The sequence below is a fragment of the Bradyrhizobium manausense genome (assembly GCF_018129685.1).
Lineage (GTDB): Bacteria > Pseudomonadota > Alphaproteobacteria > Rhizobiales > Xanthobacteraceae > Bradyrhizobium > Bradyrhizobium manausense_D.
Map to the genome: position 1 here is coordinate 102,859 of NZ_JAFCLG010000016.1, position 24,286 is coordinate 127,144.

Consider the following 24,286-nt stretch of genomic DNA (forward strand, 5'->3'; position numbering starts at 1 on the left):
TTGCTGGAGCGTAGGAAAGTCGGGAACTGCCGCGATTGCTTCACCTCTCCCCAACGGGGAGAGGTCGGATTGCACAGCAATCCGGGTGAGGGGCGGCCGCGCGCGGTCAGGCTGTAACCCCTCACCCGGACCGCATCTTACGATGCGCTCCGACCTCTCCCTACGGGAGAGGTGATCTGAGTTCCTGGCTGCTGCCTTCACTTCTTTCAACGCTCTCGCACCTCTAGTAGCCGCTGCTGTTGGACGCGCCAGCGCTGCCAAACCGGCTGGCAGAGAACGCGCCGACCAGCTCCGGCTCTAGCGCACCTTGCGCGACCATGCGCGCGACCTCGAAGGCGTGGTTGGAGGCGAGCGTCACACCGGAATGACAGCACGCGACGAAGGCGCCGGGATGCGTCTGCGACTGGTCGTAGATCGGAAAGCCGTCCATCGGCATGACGCGGATGCCGGACCAGCTCCTGACGACGTTGAGCCGCGACAGATGCGGAAACATGCGCTGCGCGCGATCGGCCATCACGCCGCTGATCGCAGGCTTCAGCGTGCGATCATCCAGCTCGTCCTCCTTGCTGTCGCCGATCATCACCGTGCCCTCGTCGGTCTGGCGGATCGTGGTCAGCGGATGCGGCAGGAACGGCATGGTGCGCTCGGTCACCACGACCTGACCTCGGGTCGGTCCCATCGGCGCGTCAAGGCCGACCATCGGCGCGAGCGTCTGATTGGCATTGCCGGCCGCGAGCACGACCTTGGCGGCACCCAGCTCGCCCTTCGGCGTGGTCAGGCGGAATTCACCGCCGCTGTTGCTGATGGCCGAGACTGGGCGCTCCGGAAAATAATCGATGCCGAACGCCTTGAAGCCCGTATGGAAAGCACGGAACGTGCGCAGCGAATTGACGTGGCCGTCGAGCGGACAATAGCTGCCGCCGGACACGTCTGGCCCGATCAGCGGCAACGACTTCTTCACCTCGGAGGCGGACAGCATCTCCATCTTGTAGTCGGCCGCGCCGGTCTGGTTGTGCATCCGCTTGACCAGTTCGGCACGCTGGCCGAATTCGTCCTCGCCGAGCGTGAGATGAAAGCCGCCGTTCTGCTGAAGCGCGACGTCGAGACCGGTCTGCTGCTTCAATTCGGAGGCAAGCCGGCCCCACGCCTGCGACGCCTGCACGGTCCAGACCGTATAGGCCGGCATGCCGAGGCCCTTGCTCTGGACCCACACCAGCGCAAAGTTCGCACGCGATGCGCGCTTGGTGATGTCGCCTTCGTCGAGCACGGCGACGCTCTTGCCGAGCCGGCCGAGGCCCCAAGCAATGGCGGAGCCGAGCAATCCGCCGCCGACGACGGCGACGTCATAATCCTTGGGCATGGTTTCTCCTATCGTCCTGTGTCGCCCTTGCCGGCGAGCACGCGGTCGAGCCCGTAGAAGCGGTCGAGCAGAATGAGGGCGGTCATGGTGACAGCGATCACGCAGGCCGAGACTGACGTCACCAGCGGATCGATGTTGTCCTGGATGTAAAGGAACATACGCACCGGCAACGTTTCGGTGCCGGGCGCGGCGAGGAAGACGGTCATGGTCAGATCGTCGAAGGACTGGATGAAGGCGAGCGCCCAGCCGCTGATGACGCCCGGCAGGATCAGCGGCAGCGTGACGCGCCGGAACAGCGTCCAGCCGCCGGCGCCGAGCGAGACGGCCGCCATCTCGACCGTACGGTCCATGCCGGTCGCGGCCGCCAACGTCAGCCGCAACGCGAACGGAAACACGATGATGACATGAGCGATGATCAGCGCTGCAAAGCTGCCGCCGAACCCGGCCGAGGTGAAGAAGCGCAGGAAGGCGATTCCGAGCACGACATGCGGGATCATCAGCGGCGACAGGAACAGCGCCGCCAGCGCATCACGACCGCGGAAGCGATAGCGCGCGATCGCGAGCGCCGCCGGGACCGCGAACAGCAGCGCCACGAACGACGACAGCGCGCCGAGGCCAAGGCTTACCCAGAATGCGTGGATGAATTCGGGATAGTTGCCGATCGCCCTGAACCAGCGCAGCGAGAATCCGTTGGTCGGCAGCGACAGAAAACCTTCGGGCGTGAAGGCGACGAGGCAGACCACCACGATGGGCGCCACCATGACGATGACGAAGATGGTGTGAAAGATCAGCGCCAGCGGGCCGTTCCGCCTCATCGGAACACCTCCGCGTAACGCCGCTCGATCAGCGCGTTGCTGCCGATGACGATCAGCACCAGCGCGACCAGCAGCAGCGTGGCGACCGCCGCGCCGAGCGGCCAGTTCAGCGTGTTGAGGAATTCGTCATAGGCGAGCGTCGCCGCAACCTTGAGGCGGCGGCCACCGATGATCGCGGGCGTCGCAAAGGCGCTGGCCGAGAGCGAGAACACGATGATCGCGCCCGACAGCACGCCCGGCATGATCTGCGGCATGATGATGCGGCGGATGATCGTGATGGAGCCTGCACCGAGCGACATCGCCGCGTTCTCGATCTGCGGATCGAGCCGCTGCAGCGCCGCCCACACCGAGAGCACCATGAACGGCATCATCACATGCGCGAGCGCGACGACCATGCCTGTCTCGGTGAACATGAAGGGGATGGGTGAGCGGATGACGCCAAGCGACATCAAGAGCTTGTTGACGAGACCGTTATTGCCGCCGAACAGCAGCGCCCAGCCGAGCGTGCGCGCCACCACGGAGATCAATAGCGGGCCGAGGATAACCAGCAGGAAGATGCTCTTCCAGCGGCCGCTCATGCGGTTGAGGATGTAGGCTTCGGGCGCGCCGAACAGCGCGGTGAGCAGCGTCGTCAGGATCGCGATGCGAAACGTCCGCCAGAACATCTCGGCATAATAGGGATCGGTCGCGATCTCCTTCCAGTTCTTCAGGATGAAGACCGGCTCGATGCCCTTGTACTGGCCCCAGTCGTGGAACGACAGCATCACGGTCATCGCGAGCGGGATCAACAACACGCCGACGAACAGAATCAAGGCGGGCGCCGTCAGCGCCCAAGGTGCACGTGCATTGCGTTCTTCGGCGACTGTGCTCATGCGACGGTCCTCGCACGCACACTCATGTCCTCGGGCCGCCAGGTCAGGCGAACCGCCTCGCCTTCGACCGGTTGTGGCTTGCCGTCATTCTGTCGGATGACGATCGCCGAGCCGCACTCGCTCTCGCACTGGAACAGCCAGTGGTTGCCTTGAAAAATGCGCGTGACGATCCTGGCGCTGAGGCCGGCATCGCCAAAGCCGATTCTTTCAGGGCGAATGCTCATGGTGACGGGACCATTGAGCCCGGCTGGCGCTGGCCCACTCCAGGAGCCAGCGGTCAATTGCGCCGGCGTCCCAGTCCGATCGATCGTTCCGGCAAAGTCGTTGGTCTTGCCCAAAAACTGCGAGACGAAGGCCGAAGCCGGCCTCTCATAGGTGTCCTGCGGCGAGCCGATCTGCTCGATCTTGCCCTGGCTCATCACCACGATGCGGTCGGACAGCGACATCGCCTCGTTCTGATCGTGCGTGACGAGGATGGTGGTGGTGCCGATGGTGCGCTGGATCTGGCGCAGCTCGATCTGCATCTCCTCGCGCAGCTTTGCATCGAGGTTCGAAAGCGGCTCATCGAGCAGCAGCACGCTCGGCTGGATCACCAGCGCGCGCGCCAGCGCCACGCGCTGCTGCTGGCCGCCGGACATGCGGCGCGGATGGCGGTCCTCGTAACCGGCAAGGCCCACCATCGCGAGTGCGGCACGCACGCGCTCGGCTCGTTCGGTGCGCGGCACGTTCCGCATCTCAAGGCCAAAGGCGACGTTCTCCGCTGCGGTCATGTGCGGAAACAGTGCGTAGCTCTGGAATACGATGCCGAGGCCACGCTTGGCCGGATGAATCGCGATCAGATCCTTGTCCTCCAGGCGGATCGCGCCGCGCGTGGGATCGAGGAAGCCCGCGATCATCTGCAAGGTCGTGGTCTTGCCGCAGCCGGAGGGCCCAAGGAAGGAGATGAACTCCCCTTTTCGCACCGCGAGACTGAAGTCATCGACCACAGTCTGCGCGCCGAACTGCTTTGCCACCCGATCAAGCTCGAGAAAGGCCATGCCGCTGTCTCCGCCGAGAACGATCAGATCAGCGCTCGACCTCGCGGTTCCAGCGCTTGGTCCACTCTTCGCGCTTCTCGTTGATGGCGGTCCAATCGGGATTATAGAGCTTGGCCGCGCGCTCGCCGATCGGCGCCATCTTGCCGAGCTCCGGCGGTACCACCAGCGATTTCAGCACCGGTCCATAGCCATAATCCTTCAGCATCACGAGCTGGATCTTGGGATCGAGCAGCATCTTGACGAAATTCGACGCCAGTGGCGATGCGTTGGGCTTGGCGATCGGACAGGCCGTCGTCAGCAACGTCGCGGCGCCTTCCTTCGGATAGACGAAGTCGACGGGAAAACCGGTGTTGGCAAAGCTCTGCACGCGACCGGTGCCCCACACCGCAATCACGGCCTGGCCGGACTGGAACAGCTCGGTCATCTTGCCCGGCGACGGCTCATAGGCGAGCACGTTCGGATTGATCTCTTCCTTGAAGATCTTGAAGCCGGAGTCGACGTTGGCCTCGCCGCCGCCGTTCATCTTCGACAGCATCACCAGCGCTTCGAGACCATAGGTATTGTTGATCGGCGGGATCACGAGCTGCTTGGCGTATTTCGTGTCCTTCAGATCGTTCCACGAGGTCGGCGGCGCCCAGCCTTTCTCGGCAAACACCTTGGTGTTGTACATCAAGCCGGTCGCGACGATGCCGATCGCGACCGCGCGATCATCCTTGAAGCGCGCGGTATCGTAGAGATCGGTAGCCGGCAGCCCATCGAGCTTGCCGCAGAAGCCGAGCTGGATCGCCTGATACATCGGGCCGTCGTCGACAATGGCGACGTCGATCTGCTGGTTGCCCTTCTGCGCCTGGAGTTTTGCGAGCGTGTCGGTGGAATTGCCGGCGACGTATTCGACCTTGACGCCGTTCTCCTTCTCGAAGGTCGGGATCACCTCGTCGCGGATCGTCTTCTCGAACGAGCCGCCATAGCCGGCGACATAGAGCGTCTTTTGCTGGGCCGAGACGGCCGTCGGCACGGCGATGAGCGCTGCGATGCTGACCGCGGTCAGAAGGCGAAAAGTCTTCATGTGGACCGATCTCCAATACCGGAATGAGGTGACGTGCCGACAAATCCCTGGGCTGAAGCGCGTTGCCGCATTTCCTTCCGCGCCAATCCCCCCGAAACAGGGCTCCGGCCCCTGCTCAGCGTATTTGGCGCGATTCGGAGGTTTGAGGGCCTCCAAGGTGCCGAAAAAGCGGGCTGTCTCCAGTCCTGATCAAAAAGATCGCAAACCCCGACTTCCATCGTCCAATGAATAATGGCACCATCTGCATGCCCAAATGTTATGAATGGAATTGGCGATGGCGCGGATCAATTCGCGGCAGGTGGAGGCTTTTCGGGCGACGATGCTGACCGGCAGCGTCACCGAGGCGGCCGCGCTGATGACGGTGACCCAACCGGCGGTGAGCCGGCTGCTGCGCGACCTCCAGGCCCTGCTGAAAATGGAGCTGTTCGAGCGGCGCGGCACGGGCCTGGTGCCGACCGCGGCGGCCATGGCACTCTATACTGAAGTCGAGCGCTCCTTCGTGGGCCTCGAGCGCATCACGGCGGCCGCCGAGGAAATCCGCGGACGCCGCACCGGCTCGCTGCGGATCGCAGCACTGCCGGCGCTGTCAAACGGCTATCTGCCGCGGCTCACCGGACACTTTCTCAAGGAGCGGCCCAACCTCAATCTCGCCTTCTTCGGCGTGATCTCGCCGATCGTTGTGGACTGGGTGCTGAACAATCAATGCGACGTCGGCTTTGCCGAGGTGCCGATCGCGCATTCCGGCCTGCCAAGCCAGAAATTGCCCGCGCCCGCGCGCGTTGCGGTGCTGCCGATGGGCCATCGCCTCGCGGAGAAGGAAGTTCTGGAGCCGCGCGATTTCGAGGGCGAGACGTTCATCTCGTTGTCGGCGGGATCGTCGAGCCGGCATCTCGTCGACCAGATCTTCCATCGCCACGACGTGCGCCGCGTGCTGCGCGTGGAGACCGCGCTGTCCGAGATCATGTGCGGCATGGTGTCGTCAGGGCTTGGCGTCGCGATCTGCGATCCCTTCACCGCGCAGGAATTCTCGACCCGCGGCGTCGTCGTGCGCCGCTTCCTGCCGCGCATCGACTTCGAGTTCTCCGCCGTATTTCCCGCGCAGCGCAGCCCCTCGCCTGTCGCGCTCGATCTGGTCGAGACCATGCGCAAGTCGCTGGCGGAATTCGAGAGCTAGCCGTTGAACGCGGCCTGTGCCTCCGGCAGGTCCCAGATCTTGCCAATCGCGGCAGTGCCGGCTGCCGTGATCGCGGCTTCGTCGGCGCCGAGATAGCGGCCCTCATCCACCAGCACGCGGCCGTCGACCATCACCTGGTCGATATTGGCGCGATTGGCGAGCGCGATCAGAGCGCGGCGCGGATCGAACAGCGGCTGAAGATGCGGATGGGTGAGATCGACGACGGTGAGATCGGCGGTCGCGCCCGGCTCGATCCGGCCGAGATCCGGCCGCTTGATGACGTCGGCGGCGACAGCCGTGTTCGCCTCGATCAGCTCCGGCGAGTTTGCGACATCGGCACGGGCTGAAGTGACCTTGGAGATGAGCGACGCCGCGTTGAGCTCGCCGAGCAGATCCATGTTGTAGCCATCGGTGCCCACCACGGTGCGCACGCCATGCTCGGCGAACCGGCTGAACGCGGCAGTGACACCAGCGCGCGCGAATACGCGCGGGCAGTTCAGCACGGTCATGCCGCGGGCGGCCATCAGCTTGAGATCGTCGTCGCTGCTGAACATGCAATGCGCGGCCATGAGGTCAGGCGCAAGCAAGCCGAGCCAGTCCAGATACTCCGCCGGCGTGCGGCCGCCATAGCGCTTGCCGATGGTCTCGACCTCGGTGCGGCTCTGCGCCATGTGCGTCGTGATAGGCACGCCAAGCTCGCGCGCCCGCGCGGCGCAGGCCTTCAAGAGGTCCGGGCCGCAGGTGTCGGTCGCGTGCGGGCTCATGGCGAGTTTGATACGGCCGTCGCCGCGATTGTTCCACCGTTGATAGAGCGCATCCCACGTCGCCATGTCGGCGGTGCCGTCGTCGCCGGAATAGCGGACCACGCCATCAGGACCGGCCTTGGCATCCGATGTCGAGAACAGATAAGGCGCGCCGTAGAAGCGGATGCCCATCTCCTCGGCCGCGTCGAACATCTCGGGGATCGAGCTGCGGAACGGCTCCATCACCGTGGTGGCGCCGCCCTTGAGCAGCTGGAGAATGCCGAGGCGCGCGACCGCGAGACGCTCTTCCGCCGACAGGATTTCAGCGCCGCGCCTGGTCAGCGGCAGCAGCACCGTATAGACGATGCTCTGGTTGTTCTTGCGGCCATTGCCGTCCTCGCTGTGGCTGCGCGCCACCGCTTCCGAGAAGCAGTGATTGTGCAGGTTCAACAGGCCCGGCAGCACGAAGCGGCCGGGCCGGTCGTAGACCTGATCCGCGCTGGGCTTGTCGCGCGTGACGGCTGCGATCGTCTTGCCTTCGACCAGGACCCAATGATCGCGCAACACATCCTGCGCGCCGTCTTTGCGTGACAGTACGTAGCTGCCGAAGATTGCCGTGGTGCTCATGCGGGGCGTACGTTCCAGAAGACGGCGGTGCCGTCGAGAATGCCTGATATGTCCTTGCGATAGGCGGTCGGCTGCTTGTAGAGGCCGATCGGAATATAGGGGATTTCCTCGAAGGCGACCGCCTGGATCTCGCGGCAGATGCGCTGCTGCTCGGCAAGCTCGGAGGCCGCCAGCCACTGGCTGCGCAGCGGCCCCATCCTCTCGCTCGCATACCAGCCGGCAACCTTGCCCTCGCCGCGAATGTTGGTGTTGCCGGCCGGATTGAGCCAGTCGATACCCTGCCAGTTGCCGACGGCGGCGCTCCAGCCACCCTGCCCGATCGGATCCTTCTTCAGCTGCCGCTGCAGCACGACGGCGAAATCCAGCCCGGCATATTCGACGTTCATGCCGGCCTTGCGAAGCGAGTCGACGGCGATCTCGCCAAGCGGCTTCTGCGCCAGCGAGTTGGTCGGGACCAGCACGACGATCTTCTCGCCATTGTAGCCAGCCGCCCTCAGATCGGCCTTCACCTTGTCGTAGTTGCGCGGGCCCCTGAACACATCGAGGCCGACCTCGCTGGCCATCGGCGTACCCGGCGCGAAATAGCCGATCGGCGAGACCTGGAAGGCCGGATCGGTGCCAGCCACCGCCGTCATGAATGCGGATTGATCGATGGCACCCAGCAGCGCGCGGCGAACCGCGGGATTGTCGAACGGCGGCTGGAGATGATTGAGGCGCAGCATGCAAGCGTAGCCTCTGGGATCGAGGATGCGCGTCTCGATGTCGCCTGCGGCCTTGATGATCGGCAAGAGATCATGCGGCGTGGTTTCCTGCCAATCCTGCTCGCCGGTCTGGAGCGCGGCGACGCCGGTGCCGGCATCCGGCGTGGTGGTCCAGACCACGCGGTCGTAGTGCACGATTTTCGGACCCGCCGTCCAATCCGGCTTGCCGTCGACACGCGGCTGGTAGCGCTCGAACTTCGCGTACGCGTTACGGGCGCCCTGCACGCGCTCGTCGGCGAGATAGCGGAACGGGCCGCTGCCGATGACCTCGGTCAGCGGCTTGAACGGGTCCTGGCTCGCCAGTCGCTCAGGCATCATGAAGCAGGCGTTGATCGCGGCCTTGCCGAGTGCCTGCGGCAGCAGCGGAAACGGCCGCTTGAGACGGAAGCGGATGGTGCGGTCGTCGGCGGCTGAGAGTTCGGCGGTCGCCTCCATCAGCTCGCCGCCAAAGCCATCGCGCACGGCCCAGCGGCGGATGCTGGCGACGCAGTCGCGCGCCAGCACGCGCTCGCCGTCGTGCCAGAACAGGCCGTCGCGAAGCGTGAGGTCCCACTGCAGCAGGTCGCCGGAGATGGCGTGACCCGAGAGCATCTGCGGCGACACCTGGAGCGAGGCACTCATGCCGTAGAGCGTGTCGTAGACCATGAAGCCGTGGTTTCGCGACACCTGCGCGGTCGAATAGATCGGATCGACGAAAGCGAGGTCGATGACAGGGATGAAGCGCAGCGTGGATTGGGATTCGGCGCGGACGATGCCCGGCAGCGACAGCGCCGGGACTGTTGCGGCAGCCTTGAGGAGCGAACGGCGGGAGATGGGCATGACAAGAGGCTCCTCAGGAGACTTTACGTATTCAGCAAGACCGCGCCGATCGCGGCGGCCACCGCCTGCTGCGCCGGCTCGACAACGGGCACGCCGATCGCCTCCGCAATCGCTGCGCGATGCGACGCCATGCCGGCACAGCCCATCACCACGACATCGGCGCGGCATTGCGCGGCCAGCGCGCGGCCGGCCTCGATCAGCCGTCCACGGATGTCCGCGCTCGCCGTCTCGGCGGCACTCGCTCCGACCGACCAGCTTCCGGCATAGCGACTGTCGACGCCCATCACCCGCGCCATGCGCTGCTGGCGGCGGATGCTGGATGGAGACAGAGCGATGATGCCGAAGCGCTCACCCAGCATCAGCGCGCGAAAGATGCCGCACTCGGCGATCCCCAACACCGGACGGCCACCGGCCGCCTCGCGCACCGCATGCAGGCCGGGATCGCTGAAGCAGGCCAGCACGAATGCATCGGCATTGTCGCGCGACACCCGATTGACAAGCGGCATCACGACGCTGTCGGCATCGCGCTGCGAGCTGATGCCGGGCGGCCCCTCGGCAAGACCCACCACCTCGATGTCGGGCCCGCCGCCAATACGCAGCGGCGCCACCGCATCGTCGATCGCCGCCGTCACCGACGCCGAGGAGTTGGGGTTGATGACGAGGATGCGGCGACGGGTCATGGCGCTACTCAACGGTTGGCCGCCTCGTGACGCAGGAAGTTCTCCGTAATCTTCTCGCCGGTCGTGATCCAGACATCCGGGCACGACTTCGCATAGGTGAGGAATTCGCGCAGCAGGCGCAGCCGCATCGGGCGGCCGCTGCATTGCGGATGCAGCACCGTCGTCACCATCGCGCCCCAATCCCTGATTTCGTCGAGCTCGTCCTTCCAGATCGACAGCACGTGCTCCTTGGGGAAGATCGAGCGCGGACTGAAGCGCGCCGAGAGGCCGTGCATCCAGTCGTCATAGCTCGCGGTCACCGGCAGCTCGATTGCGCCCGGCTTGCCATCGGCCAATCGATGGCGATAGGGCCGCACATCGTCGCGGAACGAGGACGTGTAGACGATGCCATGACGAACCAGCGCGACGCGCAGCTCTTCGGTGAATTCGCCGTAGGGCGCGCGATAGCCTGATGGCTTGACGCCGAGCCGGCGCTTCAGCGCCTCGAAGCCGCGTTCCAGTTCCTCCTCGATCCAGGGATCGCCCGGGTCGGGCAGGAGATGGTGGTAGCCGTGATGGCCGATCTCGTGACCGGCCTTGAGGATCGATTCGGCCATCGCCGGATGCGCATCGACCGACCATCCCGTGACGAAGAACGTCGCCTTGAGATCGAGCTGATCGAGCAGCTCCAGAAGCTTCGGCGTGCCGACGCGCGCCTCATAGCCGCCATAGCTCATGGTAATCAGGCGCTGGGCATGCAGCGCGTCCTTGCTGGTCCACGCCGTCTCCGCGTCGACGTCGAACGACAGGAACATCGCCGAGGTGTACGGCTTGGGCCAGGGATATTCCGGCGCGGGATCCGCGGTGTTGGCCGGGGTGAGCGGGATGCTCTGGAGGGCCTTACTGTCCAGCATTGATGGTCGCCTTTTCGACTGCGTTATCTGTCAACTTCCACTTGGCGAGCAGGGTCTTGTAGGTGCCATCCGCGATCAGCGCATCGAGTGCGTCGGCTACAGCCTGCTGCAACGCCTTTTCTTTAACCGGCAGCGCAATGCCCGTGAACTGCGTTGCGAAGGGATCGCCGACCGGCGCATAGGTTCCCGGCTCGAGATCCATCACATAGGGCAGCGTCTCGTTGCCCTGCACGGCGGCGTCGATACGGCCCTGCCTGAGCTGGGTACGCGCATCGGCCGAGCCGTCGGTGCCGACGAACTGGATCGGATTGCCGGCGCAATTCTTCTGGCTCCATTTGTCGATCTCGGTCGGAAACATGGTGCGGCGGCTGGCGCCGACCTTCTTGCCGCACAGCGCCGCCATCTCCTTGAACTCGGACGCGCGGGACTGCTGCACGAAGAATTTTGGACCGCTGCGCAAATAATCGACGAAGGACGCAATCTCGTGCCGGCTCGCATAATCGGTGAAGCCGGACAGGATGGCATCCACCCGACCCGTTGAAATCGACGGCATGAACTCGGCAAAGCTGGTCTCGGTCCATTCGATCTTGACGCCGAGCTTGCGCCCCAGCGCCTCGCCGAGATCGATATCGAAGCCCGACAGTGTGTTGGTGGCGGGATCGCGGAACTCCATCGGCGGATAGTTCGGCACCAGCGCGACCTTGATGCTGCCGCGTTTGGCGATCTCCGGCGGCAGCTCGACGGCCGAGGCCGAAGCGGTCATGGCACCAAACAGCGCCGCCGCAACCAAAACTCTTTTCATCAACACGCCCCCCATTTCAGATCACCGCCGAAAGAAATGCCTTTGTGCGCTCCTCGCGCGGCGCGCCCAAGACTTCGCAGGCGCGGCCCTGCTCGACGATCGCGCCCTGGTCCATGTAGACGACGCGGTCGGCGACCTCGCGGGCGAAGCCGAGCTCGTGGGTCACCACCATCATGGTCATGCCGCTCCTGGCCAATTCCTTCATGACCGCCAGCACCTCGCCGACGAGTTCGGGATCGAGCGCGCTGGTCGGCTCGTCGAACAGCATCAGCATCGGCTTCATCGCGAGCGCGCGCGCAATCGCAACACGCTGCTGCTGGCCACCTGAAAGCTGCGCGGGATACGAATCCGCTTTCGCCGACAGGCCCACACGCCGGAGCAGCTCCAGCGCCTCGGCGCGCACCTCGTCGACCTTCCGGCCCTGCACCTGGAGAGGGCCCTCGGTGACGTTCTCCAGCGCCGTCTTGTGCGGAAACAGGTTGAAGCGCTGGAACACCATACCGGTCTTCAGCCGCTGCCGCCCGATCTCGCGTTCGCCGAGGCGATGCAGTCGTCCACCCTGCTCGCGCACGCCGAGCAATTCGCCGTCGAGCCAGATACCGCCGCTATCGATGATTGCGAGTTGGTTGATGCAGCGGAGCAATGTGGTCTTGCCTGAACCCGAGGCGCCGATCAGGCACATCACCTCGCCGGGCCAGACGTCGAGCGAGACGCTTTTGAGAGCCTGGAACTCCCCGAAACTCTTGCTGACGGAGCGAATGGCGACGAGGGGTTTTGTCATCGCGCGAGCCGCAATGTGCCGCGGGCAAAGCGGTGTTCGAGCAACATCTGGAGCGGTGTCAGGATCGAGACGACCAGCAGATACCAGAGCCCGGCGACGATCAGGAGCTCGATCACGCGCGAATTGGCGTAATAGATGTTCTCGGCGTTGTGCAGCACTTCCGGGTATTGGATCACGCTCGCAAGCGAGGTCGCCTTCACCATGCCGATAAACTCGTTGCCGAGCGGGGGGATCACGACGCGCATCGCCTGGGGCAGGATGATCCGGCGCAGCGCCCGCAGCCGCCCCATGCCGATGGCCTGCGCCGCTTCATATTGCCCGATATCGACCGACAGCATACCGGCGCGCATCACCTCGGAGGTGTAGGCGCCCTGGTTGATGCCAAGCCCGAGCAGCGCGGCGAGGAACGGCGTCATCACGTCGACGGCGCGCGCACTCCACAGGCCGGGAATGCCGATGGTCGGAAACACCAGCGCGAGGTTGAACCACAGCAGCAATTGCAGGATCAGCGGCGTGCCGCGGAACAGCCAGGTGTAGCCGGCCGCGACGGTCTTCAACACCGGATTGGGCGACAGCCGCATGATCGCAACGACAACGCCGAGAAAAATGCCGAGCGCCATCGCCAGCACCGCCATCACCATGGTGTTGACGATGCCTTCGAGGATCACCTTGGCCGTGATGAAGCGGCTGACATAGGACCATTCGATCTGGCCATTGGCGAACGCCCGCGCGATCGCCGCCAGCACCAGGACGATCAGGGCCGCACCGAACCAGCGAAACCAGTGCGGCTCGCGCGCGAGCCGCATCCCCGACAAATCAGGGAAACCCTCCGCGAGGACCGGCGCCGGCCTCATTGCGGTGCCGCGTTCAGCATGGGCTGGGTGACCGCATTGGCGCCCAGGCCCCATTTGTCGAGAACAGCCTTGTAGGACCCGTCAGCGATCATCGCGGCAAGCTTCTCCGTCACGACCTCGCGGAGCGCGGCATCGTCCTTGCGGAACATGATGCCCTGATAGCCGATGGTCAACTGCGCGCCGATGACCCGGTATTTGCCGGGCTCCTGCGTCTGCGCATAGGGCAGCGTCTCGCTGCCCTGCACGGCGGCGTCGATGCGGCCCTGCTTGAGCTGGTTGCGGACGTCGATCGAGTTCTCGCCCGGCACATATTGAATGGCCGGCTTGCCGGCTGCCTCGCAATTCTGCTTGCTCCACTTCTCGATCTCGGCCGGGAAGCTGGTGCTGCGGGTGGTACCGACTTTCTTGCCACAGAGATCGGTCGCGACCTTCGCCTCGCTCTCCGCCATTGCAAAGAACTGCGGTCCGGTCGCAAGGTAGTCGACGAAATCTGCAGTCTCGCGCCGAGAGGCACGGTCCGAGATGCCGGAGATGATGAAATCGGCGCGCTTGGTCTGGAGCGACGGGATCAGCTCGGCGAAGGGCGTCTCGCTCCAGACGATCTTGAGACCACCGAGCCGCTTGGCGAGCTCATTCGCAAGGTCGATATCGAGCCCGACCAGTTCGTTGCTGGCGGTATCGCGATATTCCATCGGCGCGTAGGTCGAGTTGACGGTGAGCTTCAGCGTGCCCGCCTGTTTGATCTCCGCCGGAAGCTCCGCCGCTTGCACCGACGTCGCGGCCGCGAGTGCCATAGGGGCCAGGAAATACGAGAGGCGTGTCATGTCAGCTCCTTCGATCTCTTCCTTCGACGATCCGTTGCCAGCGCCGTGCCAACGTCAGTCCGCGTCGAGTACGGCCGGCTCGATGACGCCGGCGCGCTCGGTGATCACCCTGTATTGCTCGGGCCGCCGATGGGCGGCGAAATTGAACATCTTGTCCTTGCCCTGGCGGCAGAGATCGAGATCGATATCCGCGACGATGACCTCATCCGTCAGGGTCGCGGCCTGTGCGACGATGCAGCCATTGGGATCGACGATGCAGGAGCCGCCGATCAGGCCCGAGCCGTCCTCGTCGCCAGCCTTGGCGACCGAGATCGCCCAGGTCGCGTTCATGTAGGCGTTGGCCTGCGTCACCAGCGTCGAATGGAAGGTCCGCAAGGAGGCATCTTCGGTGGTGCCGCCATTGGGATCATAGGCGGCCGAATTGTAGCCGATGCAGACGAGCTCGACGCCCTGCAGGCCGAGCACGCGCCAGGACTCCGGCCAGCGGCGATCGTTGCAGATCATCATGCCCATGATGGCATGGGCCCAGGCCGAGCCGGCGCGGAACGCAGGAAAGCCGAGATCGCCATATTCGAAATAACGCTTCTCGAGCTGCTGGTAACGCGCGCCCTCCCGCGGCTCGACCGAGCCCGGCAGATGCACCTTGCGATAGCGGCCGAGAATCTCGCCATCGCGATCGACCAGAATGGCGCAATTGTAGCGACGCCCCTCCGGCGTCAGTTCGGCATAGCCGACATAGAACCCGACGCGCAGCGCGCGCGCACGATCGAACAGCTTTGCCACGGCCGGGTTCGGCATGCCGCGCTCGAAATACTGGTCGAGCGCGTCGCCCTCCAAGAGCCAGCGCGGAAAGAAGGTGGTGAAGGCAAGCTCGGGAAACACGACGAGAGTGGCGCCGCGGCTCGCCGCGTCCTCCAGCAAGGCCAGCATCCGCGCCAGCGTATGCTCGCGCTTATCGGCTTTTTGCGTCGGTCCCATCTGGGCTGCGGCGGCGCGAAGGACACGAACCAAGACTGCCTCCAATATGTGCGCAGTGCTGCCTCAATGGGCGAATGAACCCCTTGATCCAGCGTGCAAATCCGCCGTCATTAGGCGCAAGCCAAGCTGCAAAAGCAATTCATCGTGCTATGATGTTTTGGCCCAGAGTATAACAGTCAGTGATATGAACCTGCGTCAGCTTGAGATTCTGCGTGCCGTCATCCGCCACCGCACCACGGTGGCGGCGGCCGACGAGCTGGCCCTGTCGCAGCCCGCGGTCAGCAATGCACTGAAGACGATGGAGGCGCAGGCGGGCTTCGCGCTGTTCGAGCGCGTCAACAACAGGCTGTTTCCCACCGTGGAGGCGATGGCGCTCTACAAGGAAAGCGAGGCGATCTTTGCGCTGCATGCCAAGCTCGAGAACCGGGTCCGCGACCTGCGCGAGAACCGCTCCGGGCACCTCTCCATCGTGGCAACGCCGCCGCTCGCCTACAGCATCATTCCCTCAGCGCTATCGGCCTTCCTGCACCGGCGGCCGGAGACGCGCGTATTCTTCGACGTGCGGCGCTACGAGGGCATCATCGAGGGCGTGCTCAGCCGCGTCGCCGAACTCGGCTTTGCACTGGGGCTGACGCATCATCCCGGCATCGCGCATGAGGTGGTGCACACCGGTGAGATGGTCTGCGTGCTGCCCCCGCAGCATCCGCTGGCCGACAGGCCGGTGATCTCGGCCACGGATCTCTCTGGCCTCCCCTTTATCGGGCTCGAGCGCGGCACCCGGCTTGGAGAAGCCGTACGCGACAGCTTTGCCCGCGCGGGCGCGCCGTTCCAGCCGACGGTCGAGGTGCGCTATTGCAACACGGCCTGTGTGCTCGCGAGCGCCGGCGTCGGCGCCGCCGTGGTCGATCCCTTCTCGCCGCGACAGAACGGCGGGCACGGCCTCGTCGTGCGGCCGTTTACGCCAACGACGCACGCGGTCGCCTACATGCTATGGTCGGAAGCGGAACCGCTGTCGCGTCTGGCCAAGGCCTTTCTCGGCGAGATCCGCAAGGAGAGCGCGCTCCTGGAAGGCACAGCGCCGCACCAGCAAGATGGGGCAAAAGCGACTGAGCGTCGCAAGCTTTGACCTGAGGGGAACATGGCACGCATCACCATCATCGAGACAGGACAAGTCCCGCCAAGATATCGCGAGCGGCACGGCTCGTTTCCGGACATGTTCGAGCGGATGGTCCGCGCCGAGGATCCAACTGCGACAGTCGACGTCGTCAGCATTCCGAATGGCGACACGCTGCCCGATCCGAGCAAGCTCGAAGCCGTCCTGATCACCGGTGCTGCCGCCGGCGTCTATGACGGGCTCGACTGGATCGCACCGCTCGAGAACTTCGTGCGTACCGCCTACGCCAACAAGACGCCGATGGTCGGCGTCTGCTTCGGCCATCAGCTGATTGCGCAGGCGCTCGGCGGCACCGTGCGCAAGTCGGAGAAGGGCTGGGGCATCGGCCGGCACGTCTATCAGGTGCTGCCGGAGAACGGAGTCGTCGACGGCGACGAAGTCGCGATCGCCTGTTCACATCAGGACCAGGTGATCGAAGCGCCCGACGATGCGCTGACGATCCTGTCGTCGGAATTCACGCCGCATGCCGGCCTGCTCTACGCCAACGGCGCGACGCTGACGGTGCAGCCGCACCCGGAGTTCGACGTGGAATTTGCGCAAATATGCTGCGAGCTGCGCGACGGCAAGGTCCCGGAGGATGTGGTGGCGGCGGCAAAAGATTCGCTGGCGCAGCCGCTGGACCATGCGAAACTGGGCGGCGCGATTACGCGGTTCTTGGCAAGGCGCTGAGTTCACCTCGCCCCGCTTGCGGGGAGAGGTCGGATTGCATCGAGGATGCAATCCGGGTGAGGGGGACTCTCCACGAGTCCAACTGTCACCGAATTCACCGAGATAGCCCCTCACCCCAACGCTCTCCCCGTAAGAACGGGGAGAGCGAGAGGAAGCAACTCAGAACGGATCCGTCCCCAACCCCGGCACATCCGCCGGCCGCGGCCCTGGTGCCGCCCAGTGAAAGCGACGGTCCTTCTCCGCGATCATGATGTCGTTGATTGACGCCTCGCGCCGCCGCATCAGGCCGTGCTCGTCGAACTCCCACTGCTCGTTGCCGTAGGAGCGATACCACTGCCCGCTTGCATCGTGCCATTCATACTGGAAGCGTACCGCGATGCGGTTTTGATCAAAGGCCCAGAGGTCCTTGATCAGGCGGTAGTCCTGCTCCTTCTCCCATTTGCGGGTGAGGAACGTCACGATGGCCTCGCGGCCCTGGAACACTTCCGAGCGATTGCGCCATCGGCTGTCCTCGGTATAGGCGAGCGAGACACGCACCGGATCGCGCGAATTCCAGGCGTCCTCGGCCATGCGCGCCTTTTGCGCGGCAGTCTCTCGGGTGAAGGGCGGAAGCGGTGGGCGCGACATGATAGCCTCATCGGTTTGCAGGGCCGCAATCTATCGCCGCGAGTGGTGGAGTCGATAGGCCATCGCCTATCGGCCGATCACGAAATCAGATCGGCCTTCATCAGCGTGCGGATCGACTTCGGGATCGGTTGCGCCCGGCCGCCGCTGATGAAGGCGACGCGCACCTCGGCCTTGACCAGCACATCCTCACCGCGCCGCACCTCCTGCGCCAGCATGATGGACGCGCCCTTCACCGCCACCGGCCAGGTCACGACATCGAGCACGTCGTCCATCCGTGCCGGCTTGAGGAAATCCAGATGCATCGAGCGCACGACGAACGCAAAGCCGGCGCCTTCGGTCTCGGGCTGGTCGAACAGCGCCTGCTGCTCGGCGCCCATCAGCCGCAGATGATTGGTGCGCCCGCGCTCCATGTAGCGCAGATAATTGGCGTGATAGACGATGCCGGAAAAATCCGTGTCCTCGTAATAGACGCGGACCTGCATGTGGTGGCGGCCGTCGCGGATCTCGCCGTCGAGGTGAGCTGTCACGTCGCGAGCCTCTTCGCCTGTCGCTACAGGTCCGTTTTGCGCAAAAACGGACCATTGCGCAAGCTTACACTACACGACCACCGGCGCTCGGCCCAAATTCACTTCGACGATCTCCGGTGGTACGCCGACACGGACCGGCACGATGCTGCAACCAAGGCCGCCGGAGATGATGACGTCGCAATTCAGCCGCAGATGGCCATAGACGAGCGGAACGCCACGCTGCGGCGGAAGCGCCGGCGACCAACCGAACAGGCGCACCTGGCCGCCATGGGTGTGACCGGACAATTGCAGCGCCACGCGCGCGGGCACGCGCGTCGCGATATAGGGCTCATGCGCGAGGAGGATGATCGGCGCGTCATCGGTGATCTTGGCGAGCGTCGCACTGAGATCGTCGGCACCGAAACTCCTTGCGAGGCCATAGCGCAGCGCCGGCGCAAAAGCGAGCTGATCACCGAGACCGGCGAGCCAGAACGAGCGGCCATTCCTGGTCAGACGCACGACGTCGTTCTCGTAGACGGGAATGCCGGCCGTCTCCAGCGCGCGATGGGCAACCGTCGTTCCCTGCCCGGCCCGCTGCACGCCCCTGTCGTCCCAATAGTCATGATTGCCCATGACGGCATGAACACCGAGCGGCGCCTTCAGGCCGTTCAGCACCCTCGCCCACTCACCGGCCGGAATGATCCGCGTGACATGATGATGACCGGCGACGTAATCGCCGAGCAGCGCGATCATGTCGGGCTTGAGCGCATTGGCCTGGTCGACGATGGCCTCGATGCGTTCCAGCGACATCCAGGGATCGCAGGCGTGGATATCGGCGATGACAGCGATCTTCAGCGGAAAGTCCGCGGGCCATTGCGGCGGGGTCGGATGATAGCGGGTGACGCGTGGCCGCAGCTCCGGCTCGACACCGACACCATAGGCGGCCGTCGAGACACCGAGCGCGGACAGGCCGCCGACGGAACGGATGAGATGACGCCGAGAAATCATGCAAGCCCGCTTCTGATGCGCTTCCGTGATGCGGCCTGAATCGAGCGGAATTGGGGTGCGCTTGTGCAGTTCATCTGCACGGAGGTTACCGAAAGTTCATGACGGCCAGAACAATTGACGATGGCGCAGTTCACTCGTCGCTCTCATCCGTGCCGAACAGACCGAACTGGGCCGCAGCATCGCGCGAGGGCTCGGCGATGCCGAGATGGCGGAAGGCGTGGGAGGTGAGCAGCCGGCCGCGCGGGGTGCGCTGGAGATAGCCGCACTGGATGAGATATGGCTCGATGATGTCCTCGATCGCATCGCGCGGCTCTGATAGAGCCGCCGCCATCGTCTCGACGCCGACCGGACCGCCGCCATAGTTGGTCGCAATCGTCGTGAGATAGCGGCGGTCCATGGCGTCGAGGCCGGCGGCATCGACTTCGAGCGCACTGAGCGCATGGTCGGCGATCTTGCGATCAATCTTGTCGGCATCGGCGGCCGAGGCGAAATCGCGCACGCGGCGGAGCAGGCGGCCAGCGATGCGCGGCGTGCCGCGGGCCCGGCGCGCGATCTCGTTGGCGCCATCCGCGCTCATGCCGACGTTGAGCACGCGTGCGCCGCGCGTGACGATGCTCTCCAGCTCCTCGATCGTATAGAAATTGAGGCGAACCGGAATACCGAAGCGGTCGCGCAGGGGATTGGTCAGCAGGCCGGCACGCGTGGTGGCGCCGACGAGGGTGAACTTCGACAGCTCGATCTTGACCGAGCGCGCCGCAGGGCCCTCGCCGATGATGAGGTCGAGCTGAAAGTCCTCCATCGCGGGATAGAGCACCTCCTCGACCGCAGGGCTCAGGCGATGGATTTCGTCGATGAAGAGCACATCGCGCTCTTCGAGATTGGTCAAGAGCGCGGCGAGATCGCCGGCCTTGGCGATCACAGGCCCCGACGTGGCACGAAAGCCGACGCCGAGCTCCTTGGCCACGATCTGCGCCAGCGTGGTCTTGCCGAGGCCGGGCGGACCGACGAACAGCACGTGATCGAGCGCCTCGCCGCGCTTGCGCGCCGCCTCGATGAAGATCGAGAGATTCTTGCGCGCCTGCTGCTGGCCGACGAAGTCCGATAGCGATTGCGGACGCAGCGCGGTATCGCCAACATCGTCGCTGCGGCGCTCCGGCGAGACCATGCGATTGGCCTTTGGATCAGCCTTTGGACCAGCCTTGGGATCAGCCTTGGGATCGCTCACTTCGCGAGCTCCTTCAGGCCGAGGCGAATGAGCTGCGCCGTCTCGGCATTCTCACCCGCACTGCGCGAGGCTGATGCGATCGCCGCGGCGGCCTGCGGCTGACCGTAGCCGAGATTGACCAACGCAGAGATCGCGTCCGCAACCGGCCGCGGTGCGCGCTGGTCGTCGACGGCGCCGGCAAGATGCACGACGGCGGGATCGACATTGGCGAAGGCCGGCGCCTTGTCCTTCAATTCGGTGACGATGCGCTCGGCGACCTTGGGCCCGACGCCGGGCGTGCGCGCGACAGCGGCCTTGTCGCGCAAGGCAATCGCGTTGGCGAGATCGGCAGGCGCCAGCGTGCCGAGCACGGCGAGCGCGACTTTTGCTCCCACGCCCTGCACGGTCTGGAGCAGACGAAACCATTCGCGCTCCTGGTCGGTGCGGAAGCCGAATAGCTTGATCTGATCCTCCCGGACGTAGGTCTCGATCGACAAGACGGCCGCCTCACCCGGCGAGGGCAAGTGCTGCAAGGTGCGGGAAGAGCAGTGCACCTGGTAACCGACGCCGCCGACGTCGAGGATCACATAATCCTCGCCGTAGGAATCGATCAGCCCCTTGAGCTTGCCGATCATAGTCCCACCACCTTCAGCCTGAGCGCCGCGCTCTGGCGATGATGGGCATGGGTGATGGCGATGGCGAGCGCGTCGGCGGCATCCGCCGACGGCGGCTCGGCCTTGGGCAACAATATCTTCAGCATCATCGCGATCTGCTGCTTGTCGGCATGGCCCGCGCCGACCACCGTCTTCTTCACCTGGTTGGGCGCGTATTCGGCGACGGAGATACCGAACATCGCGGGCGCCAGCATGGCGACACCGCGGGCCTGGCCGAGCTTCAGCGTCGCGACGCCGTCCTTGTTCACGAAGGTCTGCTCGACCGCGGCTTCCATCGGCCGGTGATTGGAGAGAATGGCGGCGAGCCCTTCATGGATCGCCAGCAGCCGGCTCGCCAGCGGCAAATCGTCCGGCGGTTCCACAGAACCGCAGGCGACGTAGATCAGGCGGTTGCCGTCAGCCTCGATCACGCCCCAGCCGGTACGGCGCAGGCCGGGGTCGATGCCGATGATGCGAACGGGTTGGCGAATCGGGAGCGCGGTCATGAGCCAGTGATAGCGGTTGGCCCATGATAGCGAAACAGAAACAGAACAGAAGTCCCCCGGGGAAAGGGGGGCCCCTCGCCCTACCCGCCCATCTTCGCGACCAGCGCGTCCGAAATCTCGAAATTGGCGTAAACGTTCTGGACGTCGTCGTGCTCGTTGAGCAGGTCCATCAGCTTCAAGAGCTTCTCGCCGGTCTCGTCGTCGACCGCGACCGTGTTCTGCGGCTTCCAGATCAGCGCGGCCTTGCGTGGCTCGCCGAACTTGGCTTCCAGCGCCTTGGCGACGTCGCGATAGCTTTCGGTCGAGGCGTAGATCTCGTGGCCGCCTTCACCCGAGACGACGTCGTCGGCGCCGGCCTCGATCGCCGCATCGAGCACGGCGTCGTCATCGGCGACGCTGCGGTCGTATTCGATGATGCCGGTGCGATCGAACATGAAGGACACCGAGCCGGTTTCGCCGAGATTGCCGCCGGATTTGGTGAAGAAGGAGCGGATGTCGGAGGCGGCGCGGTTGCGGTTGTCGGTCAGCGCCTCGACGATGACGGCAACGCCGCCGGGGCCGTAGCCCTCGTAGCGGATCTCGTCATAATTCTCGCCGTCGCTGCCGAGCGCCTTCTTGATGGCACGTTCGATATTGTCCTTCGGCATGTTCTCCTGCCGCGCGGCGATCACGGCGGCGCGCAGGCGGGGATTCATGGCGGGGTCGGGGGTACCGAGCTTGGCCGCGACGGTGATTTCGCGGGCCAGCTTGCCGAACAGCTTCGACTTCTGCGCATCCTGCCGCCCCTTGCGGTGCATGATGTTCTTGAATTGGGAATGTCCGGCCATGCGTGATGTTCTCTAGGAATCGTGCGCCAAAGGTGAGAGTGGGGAAGCGCGGCCTTATAGGCCGCCAACCCACCGGAATGAAAGAGCCTCTCATACTTTAAGGTAATATCGTAGAGGATCGTGCCCAGAAGTCAGGCACCGTTAACTCTGATTTCATTCCGACTTGCGAAAATAACGTCCGCTCATCTCCGGACAAGAGTAGACCCAATGGCCTTCGCACTATTTCGGAAGCGCCGGCCGGATGCGCCCGCACCAGCGGCAGCTCCGCAGGCTGCGCAGCCGGCAGCCTTGCCTCCGGCCGCCGAGGTCGATTCAGCCCGCGAAATCCTGGAACTGCTGGAACTCGAGCTCGGCGCCATGATCCGCCAGCTCGAGCGCGCCGCCAATTCGGTGGCGGGCGGAGCCGAGGCGACGGCCGTGACGCTTGCCGATATCCGTCGGCGCACCGATGCGCTGACCGGACGGACCAATGCCGCGCAGTCCAATGCCTCGAGCTTTGCCCATGCCGCCGACAAGTTCACCCAATCCGCGCACGGAATCGGCGCGCAGGTCCGCGAGGCCGGCAAGCTCGCCGACGAGGCCAGCGCCGCGGCCGAGGAAGCGCGCGCCAATGTCGACCGCCTGCGCGAATCCTCCGCGGCGATCGGCAATGTCGTCAATCTGATCGCCCAGATCGCGCGGCAGACCACGCTGCTCGCGCTCAACTCCACCATCGAAGCCGCGCGCGCGGGCGCCGCCGGCAAGGGCTTCGCCGTCGTCGCCACCGAAGTGAAGGCGCTGGCGGTGCAGACCCAGAGCGCGACGGAAGAGATCTCCAAGAAGATCGACGCGCTCCAGCGCGACGCTGCCGGCTCCGTGAATGCGGTGCATCGCATCTCGCAGGCGATCGAGGCAATCCGCCCCGTGTTCGACACCGTCAACGGCGCGGTGGCCGAGCAGAACGCCACCACCAACGAAGTCTCCGGCAATGCCAGCAGCGCATCGCAATTCATCGTCTCGGTCGGCGAGAGCGCGGCCGAGATCGATGCCGCGACCAAGGCGGCGGAGACCCATGGCGAGAACGTCGCCAGCGCCGGCAAGGCCGTGACGACCTTCGCCCAGAAACTGAAATCGCGCTGCGCGGTGCTGCTGCGCCAGAGCGAGCACGACGACCGCCGCAAGACCGAACGGCTGCCCTGCCATGTCAAATTCGAAAGCGCGCGCGGCGTTCTGCCGGTCTACGAGATCGCGATGGACGGCGTGCTGATCGGCGGTGCGGAAGCGGGCCGCCTCGCGCCGCAGGGCATCATCGACGGGACCCTCGAAGACGTCGGCGCCTGCCGCTTGCGCGTCATCGAGCAGTCCAAGGCCGGTGCCCGCACGCAATTCGTCAGTCCCAATGCCGAGCTGCGCGAAAAGATCGAAGACAAGCTCTGGTCGATCCACGAGGAGAACACCGAGTTCGTCACCCGTGCGATGGAGGCGGGAACCGCGCTGACAAGACTCTTCGAGCAGGCCGTCGCCCGCGGCGAGGTCAAGATCGACGACCTGTTCGATACGGATTACGTCGAGATATCAGGCACCAATCCGCAGCAATACCGCACGAAATATCTTGACTGGGCCGACCGGACGCTGCCGGCATTCCAGGAAACCTTCCTCGCCAGGGAACCGCGCATGGCGTTCTGCGCCATGGTCGACCGCAACGGCTTCCTGCCGGTGCACAACAAGATCTATTCGCATCCGCAGCGGCCGGGCGATCCCGCCTGGAACACGGCCAATTGCCGCAACCGCCGCATCTTCAACGATCCGGCGGGGCTCGCCGCCGCGCACAACCAGCGATCGTACCTGATCCAGAGCTATGCGCGCGACATGGGCAACGGCAACACGGTGATGATGCGCGAGATCGACGTCCCGATCCGCGTGCAGGGCCGGCACTGGGGCGGATTTCGCACGGCCTACAAGCTCTAGGGTCCGGACTCAATTAGTCCACCATGAGACTGCGGCTGCCAACAGGATTGCAGACAGGAAGATGTCTGCGCGCTTGTCG

The 24,286-nt window shown here is 64.8% G+C and carries 25 protein-coding genes; 4 read left to right on the plus strand and 21 right to left on the minus strand.

The window, feature by feature from the left end; translation table 11 throughout:
• Positions 1-223: 223 nt before the first annotated feature.
• Genes JQ621_RS27560 through JQ621_RS27580 form a run of 5 tightly spaced genes read right to left on the minus strand, consistent with a single transcriptional unit; the run spans position 224 to position 5,150 of the window.
• The gene (locus JQ621_RS27560) at positions 224-1,360 is read right to left on the minus strand and encodes an NAD(P)/FAD-dependent oxidoreductase (RefSeq protein WP_212239187.1); all 1,137 of its coding nucleotides are present in this window, start codon (positions 1,358-1,360) and stop codon (positions 224-226) included.
• A gap of 8 nt (positions 1,361-1,368) precedes the next feature.
• Positions 1,369-2,175: an ABC transporter permease gene (locus tag JQ621_RS27565; protein WP_212239190.1), complete on the minus strand. Its 807-nt coding sequence runs from the start codon at positions 2,173-2,175 to the stop codon at positions 1,369-1,371.
• Positions 2,172-3,047 (minus strand): ABC transporter permease, encoded by an 876-nt coding sequence (locus JQ621_RS27570; protein ID WP_212239193.1) that lies wholly within the window; start codon positions 3,045-3,047, stop codon positions 2,172-2,174. The genes JQ621_RS27565 and JQ621_RS27570 overlap by 4 nt, the downstream gene beginning before the upstream one ends.
• Positions 3,044-4,084, minus strand: coding sequence for an ABC transporter ATP-binding protein (locus tag JQ621_RS27575; protein WP_212239195.1), 1,041 nt, complete (start codon positions 4,082-4,084; stop codon positions 3,044-3,046). The genes JQ621_RS27570 and JQ621_RS27575 overlap by 4 nt, the downstream gene beginning before the upstream one ends.
• A gap of 28 nt (positions 4,085-4,112) precedes the next feature.
• Positions 4,113-5,150: an ABC transporter substrate-binding protein gene (locus JQ621_RS27580; protein ID WP_212239197.1), complete on the minus strand. Its 1,038-nt coding sequence runs from the start codon at positions 5,148-5,150 to the stop codon at positions 4,113-4,115.
• A gap of 274 nt (positions 5,151-5,424) precedes the next feature.
• On the opposite strand from JQ621_RS27580, the gene JQ621_RS27585 reads away from it, so the two are divergent.
• Positions 5,425-6,324: a LysR substrate-binding domain-containing protein gene (locus JQ621_RS27585; RefSeq protein ID WP_212239205.1), complete on the plus strand. Its 900-nt coding sequence runs from the start codon at positions 5,425-5,427 to the stop codon at positions 6,322-6,324.
• On the opposite strand, the gene JQ621_RS27590 is transcribed toward JQ621_RS27585, so the two are convergent.
• Genes JQ621_RS27590 through JQ621_RS27630 form a run of 9 tightly spaced genes read right to left on the minus strand, consistent with a single transcriptional unit; the run spans position 6,321 to position 15,119 of the window.
• Entirely contained in the window at positions 6,321-7,694 is a 1,374-nt protein-coding gene (locus tag JQ621_RS27590; RefSeq protein WP_212239207.1) for an amidohydrolase family protein, read from the minus strand. The two genes, JQ621_RS27585 and JQ621_RS27590, sit on opposite strands and share 4 nt — an antisense overlap.
• Positions 7,691-9,274, minus strand: a complete 1,584-nt coding sequence (locus JQ621_RS27595) for an ABC transporter substrate-binding protein (protein ID WP_212239209.1) — start codon at positions 9,272-9,274, stop codon at positions 7,691-7,693. The genes JQ621_RS27590 and JQ621_RS27595 overlap by 4 nt, the downstream gene beginning before the upstream one ends.
• A gap of 23 nt (positions 9,275-9,297) precedes the next feature.
• The gene (locus JQ621_RS27600) at positions 9,298-9,954 is read right to left on the minus strand and encodes an aspartate/glutamate racemase family protein (RefSeq protein WP_212239211.1); all 657 of its coding nucleotides are present in this window, start codon (positions 9,952-9,954) and stop codon (positions 9,298-9,300) included.
• Positions 9,955-9,962: 8 nt separating this feature from the next.
• Positions 9,963-10,847 (minus strand): polysaccharide deacetylase family protein, encoded by an 885-nt coding sequence (locus JQ621_RS27605; RefSeq protein WP_212239213.1) that lies wholly within the window; start codon positions 10,845-10,847, stop codon positions 9,963-9,965.
• The gene (locus JQ621_RS27610; RefSeq protein ID WP_212239215.1) at positions 10,834-11,649 is read right to left on the minus strand and encodes an ABC transporter substrate-binding protein; all 816 of its coding nucleotides are present in this window, start codon (positions 11,647-11,649) and stop codon (positions 10,834-10,836) included. Before JQ621_RS27610 ends, JQ621_RS27605 begins: the two co-directional genes overlap by 14 nt.
• Before the next feature lie 16 nt (positions 11,650-11,665).
• Positions 11,666-12,430, minus strand: a complete 765-nt coding sequence (locus JQ621_RS27615; RefSeq protein ID WP_212239217.1) for an amino acid ABC transporter ATP-binding protein — start codon at positions 12,428-12,430, stop codon at positions 11,666-11,668.
• Positions 12,427-13,284, minus strand: a complete 858-nt coding sequence (locus JQ621_RS27620) for an amino acid ABC transporter permease (protein WP_212239219.1) — start codon at positions 13,282-13,284, stop codon at positions 12,427-12,429. Before JQ621_RS27620 ends, JQ621_RS27615 begins: the two co-directional genes overlap by 4 nt.
• A complete protein-coding gene (locus JQ621_RS27625) occupies positions 13,281-14,108 on the minus strand; it encodes an ABC transporter substrate-binding protein (protein ID WP_212239221.1) in 828 nt (275 codons plus the stop codon). Before JQ621_RS27625 ends, JQ621_RS27620 begins: the two co-directional genes overlap by 4 nt.
• 54 nt (positions 14,109-14,162) lie before the next feature.
• On the minus strand, positions 14,163-15,119 hold the full coding sequence (locus JQ621_RS27630; protein WP_212239223.1) for an N-carbamoyl-D-amino-acid hydrolase: 957 nt from the start codon (positions 15,117-15,119) through the stop codon (positions 14,163-14,165).
• A 151-nt stretch (positions 15,120-15,270) separates the two neighbouring features.
• On the opposite strand from JQ621_RS27630, the gene JQ621_RS27635 reads away from it, so the two are divergent.
• The gene (locus tag JQ621_RS27635; protein ID WP_212239224.1) at positions 15,271-16,212 is read left to right on the plus strand and encodes a LysR family transcriptional regulator; all 942 of its coding nucleotides are present in this window, start codon (positions 15,271-15,273) and stop codon (positions 16,210-16,212) included.
• A gap of 12 nt (positions 16,213-16,224) precedes the next feature.
• Positions 16,225-16,929, plus strand: coding sequence for a type 1 glutamine amidotransferase (locus JQ621_RS27640; RefSeq protein WP_212239231.1), 705 nt, complete (start codon positions 16,225-16,227; stop codon positions 16,927-16,929).
• A gap of 159 nt (positions 16,930-17,088) precedes the next feature.
• Here the strand turns inward: JQ621_RS27640 and JQ621_RS27645 are convergent, their stop codons facing one another.
• The 7 genes from JQ621_RS27645 to JQ621_RS27675 form a co-directional block, all read right to left on the minus strand.
• Entirely contained in the window at positions 17,089-17,556 is a 468-nt protein-coding gene (locus tag JQ621_RS27645; RefSeq protein ID WP_212239232.1) for a nuclear transport factor 2 family protein, read from the minus strand.
• Between the two features lie 77 nt (positions 17,557-17,633).
• A complete protein-coding gene (gene ybgC / locus JQ621_RS27650; protein ID WP_194466161.1) occupies positions 17,634-18,083 on the minus strand; it encodes a tol-pal system-associated acyl-CoA thioesterase in 450 nt (149 codons plus the stop codon).
• A 69-nt stretch (positions 18,084-18,152) separates the two neighbouring features.
• The gene (locus JQ621_RS27655) at positions 18,153-19,070 is read right to left on the minus strand and encodes a metallophosphoesterase (RefSeq protein ID WP_212239233.1); all 918 of its coding nucleotides are present in this window, start codon (positions 19,068-19,070) and stop codon (positions 18,153-18,155) included.
• Positions 19,071-19,200: 130 nt separating this feature from the next.
• Positions 19,201-20,235, minus strand: coding sequence for a Holliday junction branch migration DNA helicase RuvB (gene ruvB, locus JQ621_RS27660; RefSeq protein ID WP_212239256.1), 1,035 nt, complete (start codon positions 20,233-20,235; stop codon positions 19,201-19,203).
• 56 nt (positions 20,236-20,291) lie between these two features.
• Positions 20,292-20,909, minus strand: a complete 618-nt coding sequence (ruvA, locus tag JQ621_RS27665; RefSeq protein ID WP_212239234.1) for a Holliday junction branch migration protein RuvA — start codon at positions 20,907-20,909, stop codon at positions 20,292-20,294.
• Positions 20,906-21,433, minus strand: a complete 528-nt coding sequence (gene ruvC, locus JQ621_RS27670) for a crossover junction endodeoxyribonuclease RuvC (RefSeq protein WP_212239235.1) — start codon at positions 21,431-21,433, stop codon at positions 20,906-20,908. Before ruvC ends, ruvA begins: the two co-directional genes overlap by 4 nt.
• Before the next feature lie 80 nt (positions 21,434-21,513).
• Positions 21,514-22,260 (minus strand): YebC/PmpR family DNA-binding transcriptional regulator, encoded by a 747-nt coding sequence (locus JQ621_RS27675; protein WP_212239236.1) that lies wholly within the window; start codon positions 22,258-22,260, stop codon positions 21,514-21,516.
• A gap of 207 nt (positions 22,261-22,467) precedes the next feature.
• Between JQ621_RS27675 and JQ621_RS27680 the strand changes: the two genes are divergently transcribed.
• The gene (locus JQ621_RS27680) at positions 22,468-24,207 is read left to right on the plus strand and encodes a methyl-accepting chemotaxis protein (protein ID WP_212239237.1); all 1,740 of its coding nucleotides are present in this window, start codon (positions 22,468-22,470) and stop codon (positions 24,205-24,207) included.
• Positions 24,208-24,286: the final 79 nt, after the last annotated feature.